Origin of the sequence: Hymenobacter sp. HSC-4F20, assembly GCF_019599275.1 — a bacterium.
Lineage (GTDB): Bacteria > Bacteroidota > Bacteroidia > Cytophagales > Hymenobacteraceae > Hymenobacter.
In genome coordinates this window covers 2,182,928-2,204,099 of the sequence record NZ_JAHZTD010000001.1, presented here as the reverse complement: position 1 = coordinate 2,204,099, position 21,172 = coordinate 2,182,928, and the positions used below count along the sequence as shown (strand labels likewise).

17 protein-coding genes are annotated in these 21,172 nt (G+C 59.6%); 11 read left to right on the top strand and 6 right to left on the bottom strand.

What is annotated here, in order from left to right; all coding sequences use genetic code 11:
- Positions 1-15: 15 nt before the first annotated feature.
- The 3 genes from K3G63_RS09380 to K3G63_RS09370 form a co-directional block, all read right to left on the bottom strand.
- Positions 16-2,364, bottom strand: coding sequence for a TonB-dependent receptor (locus tag K3G63_RS09380; RefSeq protein ID WP_220613772.1), 2,349 nt, complete (start codon positions 2,362-2,364; stop codon positions 16-18).
- Positions 2,365-2,457: 93 nt separating this feature from the next.
- The gene (gene trxA / locus K3G63_RS09375; protein WP_220613771.1) at positions 2,458-2,766 is read right to left on the bottom strand and encodes a thioredoxin; all 309 of its coding nucleotides are present in this window, start codon (positions 2,764-2,766) and stop codon (positions 2,458-2,460) included.
- Between the two features lie 167 nt (positions 2,767-2,933).
- On the bottom strand, positions 2,934-3,374 hold the full coding sequence (locus K3G63_RS09370) for a hypothetical protein (protein ID WP_220613770.1): 441 nt from the start codon (positions 3,372-3,374) through the stop codon (positions 2,934-2,936).
- Positions 3,375-4,008: 634 nt separating this feature from the next.
- On the opposite strand from K3G63_RS09370, the gene K3G63_RS09365 reads away from it, so the two are divergent.
- The gene (locus K3G63_RS09365; RefSeq protein WP_220613769.1) at positions 4,009-5,073 is read left to right on the top strand and encodes a DUF6687 family protein; all 1,065 of its coding nucleotides are present in this window, start codon (positions 4,009-4,011) and stop codon (positions 5,071-5,073) included.
- A 94-nt stretch (positions 5,074-5,167) separates the two neighbouring features.
- Here the strand turns inward: K3G63_RS09365 and K3G63_RS09360 are convergent, their stop codons facing one another.
- Positions 5,168-8,602, bottom strand: a complete 3,435-nt coding sequence (locus K3G63_RS09360; RefSeq protein ID WP_220613768.1) for an AAA family ATPase — start codon at positions 8,600-8,602, stop codon at positions 5,168-5,170.
- Positions 8,603-8,950: 348 nt separating this feature from the next.
- Here K3G63_RS09360 and K3G63_RS09355 point away from each other — a divergent pair, with 348 nt between their 5' ends.
- The 9 genes from K3G63_RS09355 (at position 8,951) to K3G63_RS09315 (ending at position 16,371) form a co-directional block, all read left to right on the top strand.
- A complete protein-coding gene (locus tag K3G63_RS09355) occupies positions 8,951-9,256 on the top strand; it encodes a hypothetical protein (RefSeq protein ID WP_220613767.1) in 306 nt (101 codons plus the stop codon).
- A gap of 302 nt (positions 9,257-9,558) precedes the next feature.
- A complete protein-coding gene (locus K3G63_RS09350; protein WP_220613766.1) occupies positions 9,559-10,119 on the top strand; it encodes a cupin domain-containing protein in 561 nt (186 codons plus the stop codon).
- A gap of 103 nt (positions 10,120-10,222) precedes the next feature.
- Positions 10,223-10,699 (top strand): nuclear transport factor 2 family protein, encoded by a 477-nt coding sequence (locus K3G63_RS09345; RefSeq protein ID WP_220613765.1) that lies wholly within the window; start codon positions 10,223-10,225, stop codon positions 10,697-10,699.
- 19 nt (positions 10,700-10,718) lie between these two features.
- Positions 10,719-11,171, top strand: coding sequence for a hypothetical protein (locus K3G63_RS09340; RefSeq protein ID WP_220613764.1), 453 nt, complete (start codon positions 10,719-10,721; stop codon positions 11,169-11,171).
- A 25-nt stretch (positions 11,172-11,196) separates the two neighbouring features.
- Positions 11,197-13,488 (top strand): GH92 family glycosyl hydrolase, encoded by a 2,292-nt coding sequence (locus K3G63_RS09335; protein WP_220613763.1) that lies wholly within the window; start codon positions 11,197-11,199, stop codon positions 13,486-13,488.
- 16 nt (positions 13,489-13,504) lie between these two features.
- Positions 13,505-14,113, top strand: a complete 609-nt coding sequence (locus K3G63_RS09330; protein WP_220613762.1) for a hypothetical protein — start codon at positions 13,505-13,507, stop codon at positions 14,111-14,113.
- A gap of 319 nt (positions 14,114-14,432) precedes the next feature.
- Entirely contained in the window at positions 14,433-15,119 is a 687-nt protein-coding gene (locus K3G63_RS09325) for a GNAT family N-acetyltransferase (RefSeq protein ID WP_220613761.1), read from the top strand.
- A gap of 174 nt (positions 15,120-15,293) precedes the next feature.
- Entirely contained in the window at positions 15,294-15,935 is a 642-nt protein-coding gene (locus K3G63_RS09320) for a bifunctional 2-polyprenyl-6-hydroxyphenol methylase/3-demethylubiquinol 3-O-methyltransferase UbiG (protein ID WP_220613760.1), read from the top strand.
- Positions 15,936-16,089: 154 nt separating this feature from the next.
- Complete coding sequence (locus K3G63_RS09315) at positions 16,090-16,371, top strand: hypothetical protein (RefSeq protein ID WP_220613759.1); 282 nt, start codon at positions 16,090-16,092, stop codon at positions 16,369-16,371.
- 100 nt (positions 16,372-16,471) lie between these two features.
- Here the strand turns inward: K3G63_RS09315 and K3G63_RS09310 are convergent, their stop codons facing one another.
- Together K3G63_RS09310 and K3G63_RS09305 are read right to left on the bottom strand one after the other, a co-directional pair.
- Entirely contained in the window at positions 16,472-17,281 is an 810-nt protein-coding gene (locus tag K3G63_RS09310; RefSeq protein ID WP_220613758.1) for an alpha/beta fold hydrolase, read from the bottom strand.
- 256 nt (positions 17,282-17,537) lie between these two features.
- Positions 17,538-20,009: a TonB-dependent receptor domain-containing protein gene (locus K3G63_RS09305; protein ID WP_259404322.1), complete on the bottom strand. Its 2,472-nt coding sequence runs from the start codon at positions 20,007-20,009 to the stop codon at positions 17,538-17,540.
- 582 nt (positions 20,010-20,591) lie between these two features.
- Here K3G63_RS09305 and K3G63_RS09300 point away from each other — a divergent pair.
- Entirely contained in the window at positions 20,592-21,113 is a 522-nt protein-coding gene (locus K3G63_RS09300; protein ID WP_220613757.1) for a hypothetical protein, read from the top strand.
- Positions 21,114-21,172 lie beyond the last annotated feature (59 nt).

Here is a 21,172-nt window from a genome sequence, read left to right as displayed (position 1 = left end):
CCGCATAATCCGCGCTCAGAATTTAAAGTTGTACGTTACCGACGGGATAACCGGGAACAGGGAGACCTGCCGGGCGCGGTAATTGGTCACGGTGTTGGTGGCCTTGTCTTTCACCTGGTCGAAGTACACGAAGTAGGGGTTACGACGGTTGTAGGCGTTGTACACGCTGAACGTCAGGTCCGACTCGCCGCTCCGGCGAATAGGCTTGAGCTTGTACACTAGGCCCAGATCCAGGCGGTTGTAGGGCGCCAGGCGGTAGGTGTTGCGCTCCGGGTAGATGGGCACCACGCCAGAGTTGGAACCGGGGGTGTCCTGAAACGCGAAGCGAGCCAATGGCAGGGTAGTAGCGGCTCCGGAAGTGAATACGAACGAGCCCGTAAGGTTAATGCGCTGGTTGACCTGGTGCAGCAGCACCACCGTCAGGTTGTGGCGCCGGTCGTAGGTAGGGTAAAAGGGGTTACCGTTATTGATGCCGTTGGTGCCCCGCTGGGCCGGAAACTGCCGCTTGGTCCAGGCCAGAGTATAGCCTATCCAGCCGGTGGTGCGGCCCTGCTTCTTCTCCAGGTATACCTCGTCGCCGTACGCCCAGCCCTTGCCAAAGAGAAACTCCGCGTCCAGGTCGGGGTTCACAAACAGCTGGGCTCCGTCTTTGAAGTCAATCTGGCGCTGGGCCCACTTGTAGTACACCTCGTTGGTGAGCAGGTAGCGCCCGTCGCCGAGTAGCCAGCTAACCCCACCAGCCACCTGCTGGCTGCGCTGCGGCAGCACCGACTGGCGCGAAGGGTACCAGATATCCGTGGGTAGGGAGGCGCCGGTATTCGTGACCAAGTGCACGTACTGGTACATCAGGGCATAGCTTCCTTTCAGGGAGAGGTTGGGCGTAAGCGAGTAGCGCACCGCCGCGCGGGGCTCCACGCCGCCGTAGGTATCGGAGCCCGAGCGGAAACCCGACAGGCGCAAACCGTACTCTACTTGCAGCTTGTCGGTGGGCTTGTAGGTGTCGGAGGCGTAGAGGCCAGCCTCGGTGCCGAAGTAAGTAATGTCGGAGCCAAAATTCACGCTGCCGTCCTGGGAGTCGGCCTGCAGGCGGCCCGTGCCGAAGCGGTGGTGCGTAGCCGTGGCGCCGAAGCGCAGAGCGTGCCGGTCGTTGGGCGTGTAATCCAGGTCGGAGCGCAGAGTCAGGTCCCGGATATCGGAAGAAAGATTGAAGCCGAACTGGTCGAGCTTGTTGCTGATCTGGTAGCGGTACTTGGTAAGCGAAGCAGACGTGTTCAGAAACAGCCGCGAGTTGAATACGTGGTTCCAGCGCAGGGAGGCCACCGTATTGCCCCAGTTGAAATCAAAGTTAAAGCCGTTCTGGGAGTTAAACCCGAACACGTCGTTGCCCAGGTACCCGGTCAGGAACACCTCGTCCTTGCTGCCGAGTTTGTAGTTGGCCTTGGCGTTGAAGTCATAGAAGTAGTAGTCCGGAATGGGGTTGTAATCGGGGTCGTCCTGGTTGAGGCGGTTAATCTGGCGGGTGAACACATCGAAGTAAGTGCGCCGCCCCGATACCAGAAAGGCGCCCTTGCCCTTCTGGATGGGCCCTTCCAGGGTCAGGCGCGAGGAAATCAGGCCGATGCCGCCGCTGGTAGTAAACTTCTCCGGGTTGCCCGGCCGCAGCTTCACGTCCACCACCGAGGAAAGCCTACCGCCGTACTGGGCCGGGAACCCTCCCTTGTATAAATCTACCGACTGCACAGCATCGGAATTAAACACCGAAAACAACCCGAACAGGTGGCTGGGGTTGTACACCAGCGCGTCGTCGAGCAGCACCAGGTTCTGGTCGGCAGAGCCGCCGCGCACGAACAAGCCGCTGGTGCCTTCGCCGCCGTTCTGCACGCCGGGCTTGAGCTGCAAGGTTTTGAGAATGTCAACTTCCCCGAACAGGGCCGGCAGCAGTTTGGCCTCCCGGGCCGAAAGGCGCTCCACACTCATCTGGGTAGTTTGCAGCTTTTGCTCCAAAGTGCCAGAGCCCTCAATTACCACTTCCCCCAGCTCGTTGCCGGCCTCCGTTAGCTGAAACGGCAGGCGCTGGTCGCGGGTGAGGTTTACCTCCCGGGTCTGCGACTGATACCCGAGGAAGGAGGCGACTACCTTGTGGCGGCCGGCGGGCAAAGGCAGCGAGTACGAACCATCGTCGGCGGTGGTGGTGCCCAGGCCCAGGGCCGGCACGGCCACTGTAGCGCCGGGTAGAGTACCCCCGCCACCGCCGGCGGCCCGCACCACCCCGGAAAGCGTGTAGCGTACCTGCGCCCGCAAGGACTGGGGCAGCAGTATGCTCACGCTCACCAGAATACTTATAAGAAGAAACCGTACCGTCATTCGAGCTACTTGTACATGAGAGCCCGAAAATACGGACTCCCTCCCCAACGCCCGAAGCGGCCCGGAAGTTTACGGCCCGGGCAGGCCGGTTGGTTAGCCGAGCACTCCCTGCACCACCTGGCCCAGCTGCGCGGCCGACACCACACCGGCTTGCCGCCACACGGGCTGGCCTTTATGAAACAGAATCAGGGTAGGGATACTCTGCACCCGGAACTGCTGGGCTGTGGCCTGGTTTCGGTCTACGTCAATTTTAATGACTTTGACTTTGCCCTGGTGCTGGGCAGCAACCTGTTCCAAAATAGGAGCCATGGTTTTGCAGGGGCCGCACCAATCGGCGTAAAAATCAACCAGTACCGGCATGCCGGGGCTGTTGATGAGCTCAGAAAAAGATTTTTTCGGCATACGGCTAGCAGTAAAAGGCGGCGGCCCGCTACGTGCTGGCCTCCGGCTGCTTGTACGCAGAAGTTGCTTTCTTGGGTAGCGGCTGGCGGCCGCTGAAGCGCACAAAAAAGCCCGGTGCTGCAACACCGGGCTTTCGCTTATAGTGAGTGGGTGAGAAGAGGAGTAAATCAGTTCTTGCCTAGCAAAGTAACATCATTTGAGACTTCCGAAAAACTAAATCGTCCGCCAACTACTTTTTTTCCGCTTACCTGGCACTCCCAGGTGTAGCGGCCGGGAGTAGCGCGGGCCGCCTCACCGCGGTCCGTTTTGAAATACTCGGCTTCGGAAGCCTCGGAAGGAAACACGACGTCGATGCCGTTCTGACCCTTGGCAATTTGCTTGGAAAGGGTATACTCCTTGCCGGTTTCCTGGTTGATAACCACGAACTTGGCCGTGTAGGCGCCCAACTGGCCGAATTTATCCATCACTCCGAGCTTCACATAGGCATCGGTGGAAACCAGCCAGGTTTGCGCCTGGGAAGTGGAGGGGGAGAATACCATTAGGGCCAGCAGTACACCCGCTACCCGCAGCACCCGAGATAATGAAAAAGCAGGAGTAGAAATGCGCATAGAAAAACGTTGAAGATGTGAAAACTTTGAAAGAGCCAAAAAAGAATCTACCTCAAACCAACGGCCGGTTTCCGGGGGGCATACTCAGCTGTGGCGCAACCAAATATAAATGTTATTTGAAACGACTAACAGAATTTTGGCCTTTATTTTAGTAAAATAATAAGGAACCACCCCTGCTGCCTAGTGTTTCTATAATGGAAGCTGAATTGGCAACGTGTGCGTATGCGCAAGAAAAAGCATGACTGGCCCCTCCCAGGGCCACTAGTAACGGAAGTGCGGTGTGGGCTGTGCGAGCGGGAAGTGCAACGTACCTCCCGCCATCATTTGGTACCCCGCGAAGAGGGGGGCCGCTACGGGCCGGTGGTAGAATTGTGCCAGCCCTGCCACAGCACCGTGCATCTGTTGCTCTCAAACCGGGAGCTAGCTCGGCGCTATAACACGGTGGAAAATCTGCGCAACGCGGAAGAGTTACAAAAGTACTTGCACTGGGTGCGTCGCAGTCGGGTAGAGCGAATTTCAAACCGGCGGCAAAAAAGGTAGAACAAACCCCAGCAGGCCGACGACCGGCCATGCGTGCGGGCTCTGCCGTGTATGTTTGCATTGCTGTTAGCCACTATCTACCCGCCTTTCTGCCGTGCCCAAGCATTTTGTTTCCTTTCGCCAGCTGCGCCACCAACCTACTATTGTTGTGGACAGTACTGGCCTCGGGGCTGCGCTTACGCTGGCGCACTGGCGCGGAGCCGCTACCCCGCCCGAGCTGCGCGATGATACCAGCGCCGGCTCTGTGCTGCGGGCCCTGCGCCAGCCTGCTACGCCTGGTCTGGAAGCGGAGGCCGTTACAGCTAACCATTTCGATGTGGATGGTTTTGTAGGGGTGTGGGCTCTGCTGAACCCGGCCCTGGCTCTGCAGCACGAGCCGCTGCTGCGGCTGGTAGCTACCCTCGGCGACTTCCGGGAAATCAACTGGGCCGACCCCCTGGCCGACCACGCCCTGCAACTGGTGTGCTGGCTGAACGCCGAGGAAAAAGCCCGTTTTTACGAGCCCTTTGGGGCCCCAGCCCGGCGCCGGCGCGAAGATGAGGCCTCGGCCGAGAAGTTTGCCTGGTTTCTGCCTCGTTTTGCAGCCCTGTTAGAGAATCCGGCGGCTGGGCGGGCCGCGTGGGAGCCGGAGTACCAGCGGGTGAGGCAGGCCGTAAGTACGCTACAAGGCCCCGCCACTACCTTCCGGCATTACCCCAAAATTGGGCTGACGGTGGTGCGTACGCCGGAGCCTGTGCCGTATTACGCTTTGTTTGGTCCCACAGCCGGCACCGATATGGTGCTGAGCCTCTACGACGGGCAGCGCTACGAATTCGAGTATAAGTACACCACCTGGGTTGACCTGGAAAGCCGCCCTACGCTGCCCCGGTTGCCTCTGGACGAGCTAGCGGCCCAGCTCAACTACCTGGAAACAGGTCCGCGCCGCTGGACCTTCGATGGCATTACCGACACGGGGCCGCTGCTGCGCCTAAGTGGCACCAGCCTTACCAAGCCCCAACGCTACGCCGACCCCGACCAGCGGCCTATGTATGCCTCTTCCCTCGTCGCCGACCAGCTGGAGCAGGAAGTAACCGCGTTTTTCCGGCAGCGCTATGCCACTATTGCGCCGCGCCGCTACTGGTCATGGGCCGAGATTCGGGCGGTAGGGGAGGGCAAGTAGGACGAAGCCTCAGCGGGGTATTGGTACTGATGACCTCGCCTCTGCCGCCCACGGCAAGCAACGATACGCGCCGCCAGCGCTTCCCGCTGATACCTTACAGTTCATCTCCAAACCCCATCACCTGCAGCGAGCTAACTCCGCCAGCGCCTTTCCGCACGCTGATTTGGGTAGTAACCCGCTCCTTCAGGGCCTCCACGTGCGAGATAATACCGATGGTTTTGCCAGTGCCCTGCAGCATTTCCAGCGCCGAAAGTGCCACATCCAGTGTATCAGGATCGAGAGTGCCGAAGCCTTCATCAATAAAGAGCGTATCAATCTGGGTGCGGTGGCCCGCCAGCTCCGACAGGCCCAGGGCCAGCGCCAAGCTCACCAAGAAACTCTCGCCGCCCGACAGAGAATTCATGGAACGCACTGCGGCGGCCTGGTACTCATCCTGAATCAGCAAATCCAGGTGCTGCTCAGGGCTGCGCAAAATGCGGTAGCGGTCGGTGAAGCGGTGCAGGTGACGGTTGGCCAGCTCCACGAGGCGGGCCAGCGTGAGGCCCTGGGCAAACTCGCTGAACTTCTTGCCATCAGCGGAGCCAATCAGCTCGGCCAGCTGCCGCCAGCGTCGGGCCTGCTGCTGCTGGTTTTCCAGCTGCTGGGCCAGGGCCGCGTACCGCTCCTGCCCGGCGCGGTGACTGCTCAGGCGCTCCTGCCGCTGTCCTACCTGCTGGTTAAGGTGGGCTAGCTGCTGTCGGCTGCTTTCCAGTTGCCGCTCCAAGCTTGCCAGCGGCTCCGTGGTCAGGGACCGGGCCTCTTCGTGAGCCAGTTGCTGACTGATTTCCAGCCAGGCCTGGGCCGCTAGGGCTACCTCCTGCTCGTGGCGGCGAAGTTGCTGGTGCAGGGTAGCGGCTTCAGAGTCAGGGAGCAGCAGGGCCGGTAGGGCGGCGGGGTCAGGGGCCAGGCCAGCCCGGGTTAGAGCCGTTGTTAGGCTGGTATGGCGTTGCTGGCGGGTTTCCTGTTGTTGGCGAGCATCCGCCTCCTGCTGACGCAGGCGAGTAGTAGCCACTGCCAGGGCAGTGTCGTGCTGCTGAAACAGTTGCTCTACCTGCTGGCGGCGGTGGTCGGCGGCGCGCACGGCTTCTTCCAACTGCTGGCGTACGTGGGCCACGTCGGCGTCGGGCAGCAGCTGGTGGCGCTGCTGCTGCCGCTGCTGCAGGGCGTGGTGCTGCTCCACCAGCACCTGCTTGCGCAGGCGCAGCCAGTGCTGCAGGTCCTCCTTAGCTGCCTCCGACTTTTCCGCTTCCACGCTTACGCCGCTCAGCTCCTGCTGGGCCGCGTGCAGGTGCTTGGTTTTCAACTCGAACTCACTGATGCGCACCCGGGCCTGCTCCATCAGTGCCCGGCCATTTTCCTCCGCGAACAGCAGCCCGAAGCTTTGTGCCTGGCTCTGAATCATGGTACGGGCAGTAGGTATCCGGTCTTCAGCGTCGGCCAGCTCCTTTTCCAGCTGCGTTACCACGTGCATGTATTCCTGCTGCTGGCCGGCGGCGGCCTCGTGCTGGGTTAGCGCCTGATGCACGCGCTGCTCGGCGGCAGCGCGCAGGTCGCGCAGCTGGCGCAGCTCCTGCACCAGCGCCTTGATGTCGTCGGCGGCGGCCTTCTCAGCCGTTTCTGGTAGCAGTTGAATGCTGTCGGAGAGGGTAGCCGCAGGCTCAGGACCGGCTTGCTCCAGCATGGTCACGTAGGTATTCAGACGGTTGAAGCGGGTACCCAGGGCACGAACCCGCTGGCTTAGCTCTTCCTCCCGCTGCCGCTCGCGCTGAAACGTGTCTTCGCTCACGCCGAGCACGCCGGCCAGGTAGGGGTGCTCGGTAGCTCCGCACACGGGGCACGGATGGCCGCTTTCCAACAGCTGACGTGTGTCGGCGTGGGAAAGAATGAGCTGCTGCAGGTGCAGGTTGCGGCGCAGATCGTCCCAGTGCTGCTGCTGCTGCTCCTGCTCCCGGTGCAGGCCGCCCACGTGGTAGCGCAGGCGCAGCAGCCACTCATCGCGGGTGGCGCTGGCGGCGGCGTGCTGCTGGGTAAGGGCGGCGAGTTGCTGACGGGCTTCATCGGCAGCCTGTTGCTGGGTAGCGGCCAGGGCAGCGGCGTGCTGCTGGCGCTGTCGGGCCTCGTGCAGGCGCTGACGCAGCTGGCCCAACTCGGCTTTTAGGTGTTCCCAGTGCTGCAAATTGGCTGACAACTCGGGCAGCCCCGCCGTCAACTCCCCAACGGAAGCGTTCAGCGTGAGCCATTTGTCCAGCTCCCGGACCTGGTCTCGCAAAGCCCGGGCCCGGCTGGTAGCTTGTTCAGCGCTGCTTTTCAAGCGCTTGCACTGCTCATTTTTTTCCTCGTACTCGATTTTGCCCTCGGTCAGCTGCCGGCGGGCCTCCGTCATCTGGTGGTCCAGCAGTTCGGCTTCGCGCAGCTTAGGCTCCTGCTCCTCACGGACGCGGCTGACCTGCTCGTGGGCTTGGTAGGCTGCGGTGCGGGCGGTTTCGGCAGTAGCGCGCCGCTCTTCCAGGTGGGGCAGCTGAGTCCGTAACTGCTCTACCTCCCGGCCGAGGCGCGCGAGCTGCTCATCGGCCTGGCGGAGCAGGGCATACTCCGTGGCGAAGGGTGCGGCCTGCTCGTGCAGGCTCAGCCGCTGCCGGAGCGGGGCCAGGGTAGCAGCCTGGGTGGCTAGCTGCTGCTGGCGCTGCTGGGTGGCCTGCTGGCGCTGGCGCAGCTCCTGCAGGCGCAGGTGCCACTGCCGGGCCTCCCGCAGCTGCTCCTGAGCGGCGGTAGCAGCTGTAAGCTGGGTGGTGAGCTGGCGTACTTCCTCTTCCAGAAGCGCTACCTCCTCGGGCGAGAGCAAGGCCACGCCCGCCAGCCCAGCCCGCAACTGCTCTACCTGCTGGTTTTCCTGCTTAGCCTGCTCGAAGGCAGCCCGCGAAATGTCGGAGTACTTGCGCGTATCGGTAATTTTCTCCAGCAGCTGGGCCCGCTCTCCGGCGGGAGCCTTCAGAAACCGGGTGAAGTCGCCCTGGGCCAGCAGCACGGAGCGCAGAAACTGCTTGTACTCCAGGCCACTCAGCTCGGCAATGCGGCCTGGTACCCGCGACTTGTAGGTTTCCAGAAACGACCAGGTTTCGGTGCCGTCGGCGGCAATTTTCCGTTCGCTCAGCTCCATTTTAGGGTCCTGCAAGGGCGCTTCGGGGCGCTTGCGGGCCCGGTGCTGCCCCCACTTGGTGCGGTACTGCTGGCCGTTTACTTCAAACTCCACCTCAGCCCAGCTCTCGCCCGTGCCGTGGCTCATCACATGCTCGGGGCCGCTGGTCTCGTGGCGGGGTACCTGCCCGTATAGGGCCAGGGTAATGGCATCGAGGATGGTCGTCTTGCCCGCGCCCGTGGGGCCGGTTATGGCAAACAAGCCTGCGTCGGAAAGCGGGGTCTGGCTGAAATCAACGGCGTGCTCCCCGCGCAGGGAGTTCAGATTGTAAAAGCGGACGCGGAGAATTTTCATGTACTGCGGGTTAGCCAGCGGCGAAATAAGAGGTGGAACAGCTGGGCCGCTGGCTGCTGCAAAGGTAACCGACAAGGCAGGCAATACATTCCGCCCGCAGCCCGGGCTGACCGTGGGAGGGAGCAGGCACCCCCCTGCTGGCTGCCACAACAGCCCAGCTACTGCGTGGCGCGTTGCCGGGCTCACGGAAGCTTGGGCTTCTTGCGGGTAACGGCCAAGGCGCGGACGCTGGCCCTGGGCTGTGCGCGGCCGAGGAGGCAGCGGGGTGAGAAAATAAAGTCCTACCTCGTCTGTAACCAACAGATAGTCAGAAGGGTAAATAGCATGGTATCTACTCTAACTACGGCCATGCGTGTACTCAAAAATGTTCTTGCCGGCAGCCTTCTGCTGCTCCTACCGGCCGTAATTGGCTGTTCGGTATTCAACTCCGGCTCTGGTACCAGCTCCGGATCGGGTACTACCTCGGGCTCAATGATATCCGGCAACCGGCAGCAAATAGAATCTCTGCGAACCGAAATGCAGGAGCAGGAGCGGATAACGCAGGAAGCCAAGCTGCGGGCCAAAAGCGAGGAGGAGCGCCTCCGGGCGAAAAAACATCAGCTAAAGGCCGCCGAGCGGGAATTGAAAGCCGACCAAGTGCGCTCCGGTGGGTAGGTTTACACAAAGGATAGTTCGCCGCTGCTTTCCCAAGCCGTTGTAGCCGGGAGGCAGTGCAGTTGTGCGGCCCGCCGGATTCCGGTGGGCCGCATGGCTTTAGAGTCCTCTGGTACGTCTCTACCGGCGGCCGTGTGTGGCTAGGCACGGCGCCCCTGCGCGTATGCTCAAGAATAGGCCTGCGCCTGGGCTTGGGTGACACCTGTAACTGTGTTTTACTTGTAGATGCCAGATGGTTAGCTAGATATAATTATCTATATTCATAGTAGAAAGGGCTTAGTTGTATCGAAGTTGCAGTTACTATGGAGCGTCGACGGTTTATACACACTGCGGTAGCGGCGCTACCGCTGGCCGCCCCAGCCTGGGTACCAACGGCGGATGAGCGTAGCCCCAAAGGCTTCAAAGCCCGCGCCGGTGAAGGGCGCTTCCACGGCCATCTGCAGCTAAAGGGCGTCAACAAAAATGTGCTGGACGTGAAGGTGTCCGGCAAGGATACGAACGGCGACCTGGCCATCTTCGAGCAAACCAGCCTTTCCCAAGGCAGAGGCACGCCGTTGCATGTCCATTTGGGTCAAGATGAAATCTTCTACGTGCTCGATGGCGAGTATGCCTTCCAGGTAGGTGACGACAAGTACCGCTTGAAAACCGGCGACTCAATTTTCCTACCCCGCCACGTGCCCCACGCCTGGACCCAGGTAAGCCCGCGCGGCCACATGCTGGTCACCATGCAGCCCGCCGGCAAGCTAGAGGAGTTCTTTGTGGCCATGGCCGCCCTCACAACCGACCCCACCGAGCAGCAAGTAGCCCAGCTGTTCGCCGCCCACGAAATGAAAGTCGTGGGGCCGCCGCTGAAAGTAGAGTGAGGGTGGGTGAGCTACCTCGACGAGACAGAACACCCTCTATATTTAGGCGGCTCATCAAGAACAGTGCTTTTCCTACCCCTTATGCTAACCCGAACGGCAACGTATGGGCACCGCAGCAGCCGCGTTGCTGGCGGAGCTTTGCACTTCGACCTGCACGGCCACCAAACCTGCCACGGCTACTGCGCCCGTATCCCTGGAACTGTACCGCACCATTGCCCGGCAGGATAGCGCCATGTTCGCCGCTTTCAACCGCCACGATGCCGCCCAGCTGCAAACCTTCTTCGCCGAGGATCTGGAGTTCTACCACGACAAAGGCGGCCTAGCCAATTTCGAGCAAACCATGCAGGGCTTCCGCAACCTGTTCGAGCAAAACAAAACCACCGGCCTTAACCGCCAACTCATGCCCGGCACCCTGGAAGTATACCCCATCAGCGGCTATGGCGCCGTGGAAACCTACCAGCACCGCTTCTGCCACGTCGAGAATGGTGAAGACGACTGCGGCACCTTCAAGAATATGATGGTGTGGCGCCTAAAAGACGGGCAGTGGAAGGTGACGCGGGTAGTGAGTTATGGGCATTAATGTAGTAGTATTGTTAAATATGAATTCTCAATTAAAAGATATTATTGCTGCATTTGACAGAGTGTTTAGAAAGATTGGTCAGAAACCTCTTCTGGAAAACACAGAATTTACTGTCGATAATCAGTTAGCGGCGCCCTATTTTATGCGGTTTTACTCGGTTCCTAGGACGGGTAGAATGAGCTTAAGTTTTGATATTTCTACCGGTGGTCTTACATTCAATATCGATAAAACTAGAGAAGTGCCTGACATTGGTTATGATATTATTAGAGATAGTACAGAGCAATTTGAAGGAGTACTTGAGATGATTTTCAGCAGTGTTATACATGTTGAATACAGGGGGGCAAGAACAATTTTAACATTCATCAACGCTGATAATATTCGAGTAGTAGAATATAAATTCCATACCGGGCTCTGGCCTAGTTGGTTCAGTGCCAGTACTACGAAGATTTTCGAGCCGTATTTTGAAGTGTAAGCTTCAACCGCCCTACCCAAAGCTGATGAAACTCCCGCTCCTGGCCGCGCTGCTTGCGGCTTTTCCTACCCTCGCTCAAACCCCGAAGCCTGGTGAAAATCTGGTGCAGTACGCCCACCCTATTGTGGGCACGCAGCGCATGGGACACACATTTCCGGGCGCGACGGTGCCGTTTGGCATGGTGCAGCTCTCACCCGATACCGATACCATCAGCTATGAGCTGAACGGCAAGTACAACCCCAAGGTGTACGAGTACTGCGCGGGCTACCAGTATGAGGACAAAACTATCGTCGGCTTCTCGCACACCCACTTCAGCGGCACCGGCCACTCCGACCTCGGCGACTTCCTCATCATGCCTACTACCGGGCCGCTGCAGCTCAATCCCGGCACTGCCGATAAGCCTCAGAGCGGTTTCCGCTCCACGTTTTCGCATAAGAACGAGGTAGCGGAGCCAGCCTACTACCGCGTCAAGCTCGATGACCACAACATCCTGGCCGAGCTGACGGCGACCAACCGAGTAGGGATGCACCAGTACACCTTCCCGAAGGCCGACGATGCCCACATCATCCTCGACCTCACGGCCGGCATCTACAACTACCCCGACAAGAACGTCTGGACCTTTGTGCGGGTGGAAAACGACTCGCTGGTGACCGGTTACCGCCAGACCCACGGCTGGGCCCGCACCCGCACCGAGTACTTTGCCCTGCAGTTCTCCAAGCCCTTCCGCCAGTATGGGGCCCGCAACTACGCCAAAAAGCAGGCGTACCGCGGCTTCTGGGGGCGTTTCGACCAGGCCCACAACTTCCCGGAGCAGGCCGGCGAGCAGCTGCGCCTGTACTTCGATTTCAAAACGGAAGCCGGGGAGAAGATCAAGCTGAAAATGGCCTTGTCCTCGGTGAGTACGGAGGGGGCGTTGCGCAACCTGCGGGCCGAGCTACCGGGCTGGAACTTCGAGCAAGTGAAGCGCCAGGGGCAGGAGCAATGGCAGCAGGAGCTAAGCAAGGTGACCATCCAGAGCCCGAAACGGGTCGACAAGGACAACTTCTACACGGCCCTATACCATGCCTTCCTGAGCCCTACCACCTACCAGGACGTAGACGGGCAGTACCGCGGCCTCGACCAGAACATTCACAAGGCGGAAGGCTTCACGAACTACACTACCTTCTCGCTCTGGGATACCTACCGGGCCCTGCACCCGCTGTTCAACGTAGTGCAGCCCAAGCGCAACGCCGACATGATTCAGTCGATGCTGGCGCATTACCAGCAGAGCGCCGAGCACATGCTGCCGGTGTGGAGCCACTACGCCAACGAGAACTGGTGCATGATTGGCTACCACTCGGTGCCCGTTATTGCCGATGCCATCATCAAAGGCAACGCTCCCTTCGATGCCAATAAGGCCCTGGACGCCTGCGTGACCACCGCCCGCCAGCAGTGGTACGACGGCATTGGGGACTACCTGCGCCTGGGCTATGTGCCCGAGGATAAAAGCGGCTCCTCCGTCTCGAAAACCCTGGAATACGCCTACGACGATTGGTGCATTGCTCAAGCCGCCAAAAAGCTGGGCCGCCCGGACATTGAGCAGGAGTTCAGCAAGCGCGCCCAGAACTGGCAGAACGTGTACGACCAGCGCATTGGCTTCATGCGCCCGCGCCTCTCGGATGGCTCGTTCCGTAAGGAGTTCGACGTACTGAGCACCCACAACCAGGGCTTTATTGAGGGCAACGCCTGGAACTACAGCCTCTACGTGCCCCAGGACCCCGCCGCGCTTATCGCCAAAATGGGCGGCAACGCCCGCTTTGTGCCTCACTTGGACTCCCTGTTCACCATGCACCTGCCCGATAAGTTCTTCGCCGAAACCGAGGACATCACCCGCGACGGTATCATTGGGAACTACGTGCACGGCAATGAGCCCGCGCACCATGCCGCCTACCTCTACAACTGGACCAACCAGCCCTGGAAAACCCAGCAGCGCGTGCGCATGATTCTGCCCAAAATGTACCGCCCCACGCCCGACGGCCTCGGCGGCAACGACGACTGCGGGCAGATGTCGGCCTGGTACATTTTCTCGGCTCTCGGCTTTTACCCCGTAGCCCCTGGCTCCCCCGAGTACGCCCTCGGCAGCCCCGCCATCCACGGCGCCACCCTACGCCTTTCAACCGGCAAAACCTTCCGCATCACAGTAAAAAACCAGAGTGATAAAAACGTGTACGTGAAAGAAGCCCGCCTAAACGGTCAGAAACTCACGCGCCCCTTCCTGAATCATCAGGATATTGTGAATGGCGGAGAGCTGGTGTTTACGATGGCCGCGCGGCCGTGAGAATAATACAAGAGCTATGTCGAATCTAGAGCTACCAAAAACAACCCGATTAGCAGAAAAGGGAGAGGTGCCGCGTGCTTATTGGGAAAGAATTGATGCAAGCCAGGCGGCAAACTTCGTAGAAGGTTTCGTGCTATCGGAAGTAGAAAACCCTGAGCAACTGTTCCGCTTTTACGCCGAAGTGAATGTGAATAACTCCCGCTTGTGGGAGGTGCTGACAGACTTAGTCACCATGCTACCCGACGTATGTGCCTGCATCTTCGGCCCCCCCGGCGACGATGTGACGTACGGCGAATACCAAGAGAAGGAGCTTGTCATGGCAGTGTTAGGTTCACTACAAAAGGAGTTAACCCAAGACTGCTTTCTAGAATTTGGTCTTATCTATAATGATGAAGATGTGCTAATCGAATTCTATGTAGCAGAGTCGAAATATGTCAAAGTGTGGGGTGTAGATCAGCAGCAATTCAGGCAGCTTATGAAGCAACACGGCATTCCTGAGTTCGAAGAAATGCGCTTTGTGGATGAGTTTCCCAAAGTGAGGGTGCCCTTGACTTCGCTAGATACTGAGGCTAGACCCACAGGAGAAGTTATCAGCTTGTTGAGAAAAGCTTTTGTATCCGAATAGCTGGTCATTGCTATGTCTGTATTAAGAATTTTCTTGAGTTTTCATTCAAATCAACTGCCTCAACTGGCGCGAGTGTAGCGCAGTGTAACTCGTGACCAGCCATGAGATGAGGTGGAGGCTGTGCCTCCACTGACGGGGCAGCGGCAAGCCGGAACCTCGCCATCCAGGTGTCATCGGTCAGGCGAGTGCGCTGCAAACTCGCAGCATGTGTCGGCACGGGTTGGGCTGCGCTACACTCGCGCTTGTTGGGGCGGTTACCTAGCGGCGAACTGTTGCGCATATTTGCTTCTTGTTCTTCCCGTATTGCTTGCCTGCTGCCATGGAGCACCCCTTGGATAACCCGATTTGGAATGCCTTGCGGACCGGTAACCAGCCCCTGGCTATCGGCGACGAGCTGGCCCGGGTGCTGCCGCGCGAGGTAGGGGCCTTTGCGGGCCTGGCCGATTACTCGCCCCGGGCCTTTGCCCGCTTGCACGAGCTTTCCCCAGCGGGTGCTCCGACTGTACTGTTCACCGCCGACCCTATTTCCCTACCTCCCGGCTGGCAACAGCTGATGCATAAGGAGTTGGCGCAGCTGGTGTATCCGCAGCCGGACGTGCCGGCCGTGGACAGCAGCCACCTGGTGGACTTGCAGGAGCAGGACGTACCGGCTATGCGGGCGCTGACGGGCCTTACGAATCCGGGGCCGTTTCTGGCCCGCACCATTGATTTCGGTGGCTACTACGGCATCTTTCAGAACGGCCAGCTGGTGGCCATGGCCGGGCAGCGGCTGCAACCCTCGCCCTACACTGAAATCAGCGCCGTATGCACCCACCCGGCCTACCTCGGCCGCGGGTACGCCAACCTGTTGGTCCGCCACCAGGTAGCCCGCATCCTGGCGGCCGGCAGCACCCCCTTTCTGCACGTTTATGAGGATAATACTCCAGCGTATGCCTTATATCAGAAACTCGGTTTCCAGCTCCGCCAGCGGCTGCACGTGTACGTACTGGAAAAGCACACCCAGTAACAGCTGACTAGCTGGCAGCCAGTATAACCGCGCCGCCAGAGAGGCCAGCGCCTCAGCCGGCCAACATGCTTCGTAGCCAGCTATGTAGCGGAAATTGTGCCTGCGTTACCGTTGCGGCAAACCGGTGCAGCGCCATTCGGGAATGTCTACCTACCCTTACCCCTGTGGAACATAATGACAAGTGAAACCAAAAAGCCCGAGTTCTGGGAAACTGCTTTTACCGAGAAGCAGGAGATGTGGGGTTTTGAACCCGCCAAGTCTGCCGTAGTGGCCAAGGATTTATTTATTCAACACTCCATAAAGCAAGTCTTGATACCGGGAATTGGCTACGGGCGAAACGCCCAGGTTTTTCGGGATGCCGGCATGACGGTAACGGGAATCGAAATTTCCCAAACCGCTATTGACATGGCCCGAAAGCATTACGGCACCGATACAACTATTTATCATGGCTCGGTCACGGATATGCCCTTTGATGCCCGGCAATACGATGGAATATTCTGCTATGCGCTACTTCATTTACTAGGTAGCGCGGAAAGAGAAAAAGTAATTCAGGACTGCTATAAGCAGCTTTCGGAAAATGGCTATATGGTGTTTACTGCTATTTCAAAAACCGCCCCTACCTATGGCAAAGGGAAATATGTTAGCAAAGACCGGTACGAAATCCTGGATGGCGTTACCCTGTATTTCTATGATAAAGAATCAATAGAGGCAGAGTTCGGTAACGCTGGATTGGTTGAAGTGACAGAGGTTGAAGAGAACTTCCCGTTCTTTTTAATTACCTGTAAAAAGGTAGCCGCCCAAACGCGGGGCCAGTAAGGTAGCGGAGAGGGCGGAGCCGGCTCGGCAGCCGATGCCGCCAGTGGAATGAGGTAGCAACTGGTAGTACCCAACGGTTGAGCTTCGCCGTATACATGCCCGGTGGCTGTTGCCTCGTCAGCAGCCTCGCCTTATCCTTTAGACACTACCCCTCATGGACCCCCGCAATAAATCCACCGAGCCCAAGCCCGCTGAGCCTACCCTGCCCGCCAAAGGCACCACCGATACCCAGAGCGCCGATTCGGACAACGGTACGAACCTGCCACGCCCGGCAAGTGCCCCCGCCACTACTGAAGCAGAAGAAAGCGCCTCCGCTGCCGACGCTACCCCCACCAGTGAAGCGCCGACCGATGCCACGCCCTCCACTACATCGTCGGGCGGGGACGAAGATGCGGACCCCAGCGCCAGCAACACCAGCAACGACGAGCCGCTGTAAAGCAGATACGCAGCTCCCACCTCAGGCCCGGCGTAGTACACCGGGCCTGAGGTGGGAGCTGCGAGTAGCAACCAGGGAGTGGGCTGCAGCAGTTCAGCCTTTACGCGCTGGCCCGGATGGTGCCCAGGTAACGCTCCATGCAGGAAATGGTAGCTACCGGAGCGTTGAGGTGGGGGTAGTGCCCGGTGGTGTTCAGAATTTCCAGGGTGCTACCAGCCAGTTTCTCGTGCAGGTAATGGCCTACCTCGGCGGGGGCTACGGAGTCGTCGGCACACTGAATAATCAGGGACGGAACCCGGAGCTGGGCGAGCTGAGAGCGGTAGTCGGAAAGAAAAGTCGCGCGGGCAAACTGCCGGGCAATGGCCGGATCGACGCGGGAGAAACTGGCGAGTACTTCGTCTACCAGCTCCGGCCGCATGTCGCCGCCTACCAAATTGGGAACCATCGTATCCGACCAAGCCCGGTAGTCGCGGTCCAAAAAGCCAAGTAATTCTTCCAGGTCCGCGTGTTCAAAACCGCCGAGATAGTCGCCGTCGTTGACGTAGCAGGGCGAAGCAGCCAGCAGCACCAGCCGCTCGAACAACTCCGGCGCCCGGATGGCGGCTAACACCCCAATCATGCCACTGACGGAGTGGCCTACGTACACCACTTTCGGAAGCTGCAGGGTCCGCAGCAAGGTCACCAAATCGTCGGCGTAGCCTTCCAGCGTGCCGTAGCGCGTAAAATCGTAGGCGGTTTTATCGGAGTCGCCGGCACCTACTAGGTCGAACAAGACTACCCGATGACGAGCCGCGAAGGCCGGAGCCACGTACTGCCAGGCGTGCTGATCGGTGCCAAAGCCGTGGGAGAATACCAAGGGGCGGGCACCGGACCCGTATGAGGAAACGTGGTGGCGTCGAAAAATATCCATAGCAATAGCACTAGCAAAGAGAGTGGAACGAGTTCGTCCACGTAGCAATTCTGCTGCCTGTTTGAAGCAATGTGCTATAAGCTCAAAATAATGCACAACCGGCGCAAGCCTCTCTCAACAAAATAATACTTTCCCATTCTGAGATGAGTGGACCCGTGTCAGCAGTCAGAGCCCACCACTGGAGCGTCAGCCAACTAGCGAGCCGTAAGAGGGCCGGGCGGTGGGACAAAGGGAGCCACCAAGTGCCAGAGGCAGGCTACTGGGCCCGGCGGTTTTCGTCTTCGGCGCCGGTACGGCGGGTAGAGGCTTTCAGTTTGTCGTTGCCCAGGCGCCAGCCGAGCGAAACGGTGACTACCCGGGTGTCGCGGCGGAGGTAGAGGTTTTCCTGGTAGTTGTTGTAGCGGGAGGTAGCGCGGAGCGGGGTGGTGTAGAGCACATCGGTGGCGGCCAGCTTTAGGGTGGCTTTCTTGTCCCAGAGGGCTTTCTGCACGCCCAGGCCTACCTGCCCGAACTCTTCAAAGACGAAGAAGCCCACCCGCTGGCGCGAGTAGTAGCTGGTGTTCAGCTCGGCGCCCCAGCCTTTGCCCAGCGTGAAGGTGCTGTTGCTGCTGAGCGTGAAAGCGCCCTGGCCCCGGTTGAGGGCCGTGCCGGCCAGTGTGCCCTGGTAATGAATGTAGAAAAACACGGCGTTGTTGTAGACCTGCCACCATTTCGTAGGCGTGAGCGGAGCCGTAAGCGTAAGGGCCGAGTAGTGCTGGCGGCGCAGGTTCACGTACATCGAGACGGTAGAGGTAGTAGATTCCGGCTGGGCCACGTCGGTGATGGGGTCGTTGGTGAGGCTGTAGCTGAGGCTGGTCGTGAGCTTTTGCTTGAAGGTGTGGCTCAGCTCCAGATTATAGCTGGTTTCGGGCCGCAGCTCGGGGTTGCCTTTGCTGGAAGTGGTTGGGTCGATGACACTGCGGAAGGGGTTGAGCTGGCGGTAGGAGGGGCGGTTAATGCGCCGGCTCAGAGCCGCCGACCACTCGTGCCGGTCGGTGGCGGTGTACTTGACGGAGGCATTGGGAAAGAGCTGGTAATAGTCGCGCCGGAAGTTATCGGCCTGCACTACCTGCTCACCTTTGGCGTGGGTTTGCTCGCCGCGCACGCCTAGCTGCAGGTTCAGCTTGTCGCGGGTGTGCGTCAGGTTCAGGTAAGCGGCCGAAATCAGCTCATCGTACCGGAAGCGGTTGGTGCGGCCCAGGTCCACGGTAGTTTCTCCTTCTCGGGTGTTCAGAAAGAGAATATCATTATCGGATGATACGCGGCTGACTTTGGCCCCGGCTTCCAGGTTGGTTTTCGCGCTGAGCGCCTGAGTGTAATCAACCTTGGCCGCCTGAATGCTTAATTCGCCGGTCTGGTCGCCGTCGAGGCGGGCTTCGGGCCGGCCCGAGCGTTCGTAGAACGTGGTCAGGCTCTGCAGGCGGTGGGTGTAGTAACGGGAGTAGTCGAGGTCGGCGGTCAGTTCGCGCTGGCCGGCAGAGGTAGCCGGGAAGGTGTGCTTGAAGTTGAGGTTGCCAGTACTATTGGGGTTGTAGCCCTGGCTCGTGCCGATGGCCGTGTAGAAGTCCTGGACCTGGCCGCGGGCATCATAAAACGTGCTGGTGTTGGTGCTGCGGCCCCCGGGCCGCGGGTTGGGCACCGCAAAGCCCGTCATCACAACTCCTATAGCGGTGTTTTTGGAAAGGTCAATGTCGGCTCCCAGCCGCCCGATCAAGAAATGGTCGGAGCCCACCAAGTAGTTGCGCTGGTCGGCCGAGCCGATGAGCACCGGCTGCCCGTCCTGGGTTTCGTAGAAGGAGCGGTAGGTATTCCGGATGCCAAAGTTCTGGCGTTTGGTGTAGGTAGTGGAGGCAAACAGGTTGAGGCCTGGGCGGCGGTGGTTGCCCGACAGGCTGGTGGTAAACTTGCCATACTCACCGCGCCCGTAGCTACTATTGCCGCTGCCGTTGGTGCCCTGGCGCTGGTCTTTCTTGAGCTTGATGTCGATAATACCCGCGCCGCCTTGCGCGTCGTACTTGGCCGGCGGGTTGGTAATCAGCTCAATGCTTTTGAGCTGATCGGCGGGTAGGCTGCGCAGGTAGTCGGCCAGCTCGGAGCCGGTCATGGGCTGGCGCTTGCCGTCAATGAGCACCAGCAGGCCCTGCCGGCCACGCAGGGCCAGGTTGTCGTTGGCATCTACGGTCACGCCGGGGGCGCGGCTGAGTACATCCAGGGTAGTGTTGCCCGCCGCCAGTGTGCTGCCTTCCACATTGACAATAGTTCGGTCGGCTTGGCGCTCGAACAGCGGTTTCTGGCCTACCACCTGCACTTCCCGGAGCTGGGTAGCGGCACTAATAGGTAAGGACAGAGGAGAAACCACAACGCTGGCGGCCGCCACGTCCAGCACCCCGCTCCAGCCCCGGGCATACCCTACCTGCGCCGCCGACACCCGGTAGCGTCCCGCCGCCACTGGCTCAAAGCGGTAGCCGCCGCTGGCATCCGTAAATTCAGTTTTGACGACGGTAGAGTCGGTGGCGCGGTGCAGGGTTACGGTGGCGTAGTCGATGGGCGCGCCGGTAGTGGCCTGCACCTTGCCGACTACAGCGCCGGGCTGCTGGGCCCGAGCTACCGAGGCCAGCACCAAAGAAAACAGGGCGGCCCACAGGCCCACAGTCTGCAGCCGGGCAAACGGGTGGAAAGTAGGTTTCAAGGAGCGGGAGCGGTTAAAGGAGTACAGAAAAGACAAGTGCAGCAGGAACCCGGCTCCGTTCCGCCCCGGCAATAGGGTCCCGCGACGCCCCAAGTCGAGCGTCGACAAAGTCAGATAGCAGAGGGTAGGAGCCAGCCCCGGGCTAGTACAAAGCCGGGGGCTATAGCGAAAGCAAGAGCGGAATTCAGGCGTGGAAACTCCGCGGGCTTCCGATGGTTACAGGGGGGTAGTAACTTTTTTTCAAAAGACTTTCAGAAAGGCAAAGCCCGGCTTAAAACAGCAGAAACAGGCGGTTCCGAGAGGGAACCCCAGCCACTTTTGGCCTCCGAGCGGAGCGTGGAATGACAGATGATGCTAATCGTTCTGCCGCAAGGCGCAAACCAAAGGTTAAGGACGCCACCTGGTCCTGTATCTATAGCCAGGCAACGAAGTAGCGGAGGTATTCCTGTTACCCTGTCCGCTGCTTCAAACCTTCCCAAAAGCCCGCACAACCCGGAACGCTATTCGGGTGCGTACGTACTGCTGAGGTAGCTGGTAATAGCTGAGCTTAAAGTTGGCTGTAGCCTGATAAGCGCGTTTCGCATGCACAGTATTGTTTATAGCACTTGGGGCCTGGTGCACCTGCTGGCAGCTCTGGCTTCGTTGGTTCTGGGAACCACGGTGCTACTGCTCCCGAAAAGCGGCCCCCGTCACCGCCGCCTGGGCTACGCCTACGTGGGCAGCGTGGTCGTGATGCTGGTGACTTGTTTCGGGATTTACCGCCAGTTTCATGGCTTCGGCATTTTCCACGTGGCAGCCCTGCTGAGTACTGCCACGCTGGTAGTCGGGATGGTTCCGGTGCTGCGCCGCAAGCCCGCGCGCTCCTGGCAACAGCTGCACCTCAGCTTTATGTACGCTTCAGTGCTGGAGCTGTACGTGGCGCTGGTAGCCGAAGTGCTGGTGCGCGTGCCGGGGTTGTCGTTCGGGGAGGTGGTAGCGTTGTCGTTAGCCACGGTGCTGCTCCCCGGAGCGGCGCTGTTTCTGCGTTTCTGGCGGGGCTGGCATCGGGATAAAACGCAGTTGGAAACACCACCAGTCCTTGTTGCTCACAGCGGAAAGAGATAAGCCAACGGGTTGGGGCTAACGGCGAGGGTAGCCGCCGAGTAGGCATTGTACGCCCACTT

Bases quoted from the DNA above. Each gene is read 5' to 3' on its own strand.
- K3G63_RS09315 (WP_220613759.1), top strand. From the start codon at position 16,090: ATGGACCCCCGCAATAAATCCACCGAGCCCAAGCCCGCTGAGCCTACC.
- K3G63_RS09300 (WP_220613757.1), top strand. From the start codon at position 20,592: ATGCACAGTATTGTTTATAGCACTTGGGGCCTGGTGCACCTGCTGGCA.
- K3G63_RS09310 (WP_220613758.1), bottom strand. From the start codon at position 17,281: ATGGATATTTTTCGACGCCACCACGTTTCCTCATACGGGTCCGGTGCC.
- K3G63_RS09345 (WP_220613765.1), top strand. From the start codon at position 10,223: ATGGGCACCGCAGCAGCCGCGTTGCTGGCGGAGCTTTGCACTTCGACC.
- K3G63_RS09330 (WP_220613762.1), top strand. From the start codon at position 13,505: ATGTCGAATCTAGAGCTACCAAAAACAACCCGATTAGCAGAAAAGGGA.
- K3G63_RS09335 (WP_220613763.1), top strand. From the start codon at position 11,197: ATGAAACTCCCGCTCCTGGCCGCGCTGCTTGCGGCTTTTCCTACCCTC.
- K3G63_RS09350 (WP_220613766.1), top strand. From the start codon at position 9,559: ATGGAGCGTCGACGGTTTATACACACTGCGGTAGCGGCGCTACCGCTG.
- K3G63_RS09320 (WP_220613760.1), top strand. From the start codon at position 15,294: ATGACAAGTGAAACCAAAAAGCCCGAGTTCTGGGAAACTGCTTTTACC.
- K3G63_RS09325 (WP_220613761.1), top strand. From the start codon at position 14,433: ATGGAGCACCCCTTGGATAACCCGATTTGGAATGCCTTGCGGACCGGT.
- K3G63_RS09380 (WP_220613772.1), bottom strand. From the start codon at position 2,364: ATGACGGTACGGTTTCTTCTTATAAGTATTCTGGTGAGCGTGAGCATA.
- trxA (WP_220613771.1), bottom strand. From the start codon at position 2,766: ATGCCGAAAAAATCTTTTTCTGAGCTCATCAACAGCCCCGGCATGCCG.
- K3G63_RS09340 (WP_220613764.1), top strand. From the start codon at position 10,719: ATGAATTCTCAATTAAAAGATATTATTGCTGCATTTGACAGAGTGTTT.
- K3G63_RS09370 (WP_220613770.1), bottom strand. From the start codon at position 3,374: ATGCGCATTTCTACTCCTGCTTTTTCATTATCTCGGGTGCTGCGGGTA.
- K3G63_RS09355 (WP_220613767.1), top strand. From the start codon at position 8,951: ATGCGTGTACTCAAAAATGTTCTTGCCGGCAGCCTTCTGCTGCTCCTA.
- K3G63_RS09360 (WP_220613768.1), bottom strand. From the start codon at position 8,602: ATGAAAATTCTCCGCGTCCGCTTTTACAATCTGAACTCCCTGCGCGGG.